Origin of the sequence: Pseudophaeobacter leonis, assembly GCF_002087335.1 — a bacterium.
In the GTDB taxonomy this organism is placed as follows: Bacteria; Pseudomonadota; Alphaproteobacteria; order Rhodobacterales; family Rhodobacteraceae; genus Pseudophaeobacter; species Pseudophaeobacter leonis.
On the sequence record NZ_MWVJ01000019.1, the window covers coordinates 1 to 1317 of the forward strand.

The 1317-nt window shown below is 55.6% G+C and carries 1 pseudogene and 1 other annotated feature; the pseudogene reads left to right on the plus strand.

Annotated elements, in window-relative coordinates:
* The first annotated feature begins 54 nt into the window (after positions 1 to 54).
* Positions 55 to 1278, plus strand: a pseudogene (locus B4968_RS06350) (IS3 family transposase).
* Positions 335 to 451 (plus strand) — a sequence feature (AL1L pseudoknot). (Overlaps the previous pseudogene by 117 nt.)
* Positions 1279 to 1317: the final 39 nt, after the last annotated feature.

Sequence of the window (1317 nt, forward strand, 5' to 3'; positions counted from 1 at the left end):
ATGAACTGCACCGGGTTTGCCGGAGGCTCCAACTCATGAGTAGGATGGAGCATCATGAACAAGACAACGAACAAGTATTCCCCCGAAGTGCGCGAGCGAGCTGTTCGCATGGTTTGGACAATCAAGGGCAGCATGACAGCCGCTGGTCTGCGATCTTGTCGATTTCAGCTAAGATCGGTTGTGCGCCGCAAACGCTGAATGAATGGGTCAAAAAGACGGAAGTCGATAGCGGCCAGCGAGGCGGTGTGACGACTGAGGTGGCCGAGAAGATGAAAGCCCTTGAGCGTGAGGTGCGCGAGCTCAAACAGGCCAACGAGATTCTTCGCAAAGCGTCCGCATATTTTGCCCAGGCGGAGCTCGACCGCCCACTCAAACGATGATCCAGTTCATAGAGGATCACCGGGATGACATTGGGGTCGAGCCAATTTGCAAGCACCTGCCGATTGCCCCGTCAACTTTCTACGATCACATGGCCAAGAGGGCGAACCCCAAGTTGCTGTCGGATCGGGCAAGGCGCGACAAAGACCTGCGGCCCGAGATTGAGCGCGTCTGGGAGCAGAACTACAAGGTCTATGGCGTGCGCAAAATCTGGCATCAGATGCGCCGGAAGGCTTTCACATCGCGCGCTGCACCGTCGCCCGGTTGATGAAGGATATGGGCCTTGAAGGCGTCATTCGCGGCAAAAAGGTCCAAACGACAATCCCGGACAAATCTCAGCCATGCCCATTGGATAAGGTGAACCGCCAGTTCTATGCACCTGCACCAAACGTCTTGTGGGTCAGCGATTTTACCTATGTCGCGACGTGGCAAGGGTTCGTCTACGTCGCCTTCGTCATCGACGTGTTCGCACGGCGGATCGTCGGATGGCGTGCCAGCCGCACTGCCAACGCAGGCTTTGTTCTAGATGCTTTGGAACAAGCCATTCATCAACGCAGGCCAGCACAGGATCAACTCGTGCATCATTCAGATCGCGGGGCGCAATATTTGTCGATCAAGTACACAGAACGGTTGGCGGAAGCAAAGATTGCGCTGTCTGTCGGCAGTGTCGGGGATTCCTATGACAATGCCATGGCCGAAACGATCAACGGTTTGTTCAAAGCCGAGGTCATCCACAGACGCGGGCCATGGCGTAGCTTTGAAGCCGTCGAATATGCCACCCTCGAATGGGTCGACTGGTTCAACAAACGGCGCCTGCTTGAACCTATCGGGAATATCCCACCTGCCGAAGCCGAGGACAACTTCTATGCCGCTCTGGAAAGATCAGACATCGCAGCGTAACTAAGACAAATCAGCCTCCGACAAACACGGCGCGGTTCA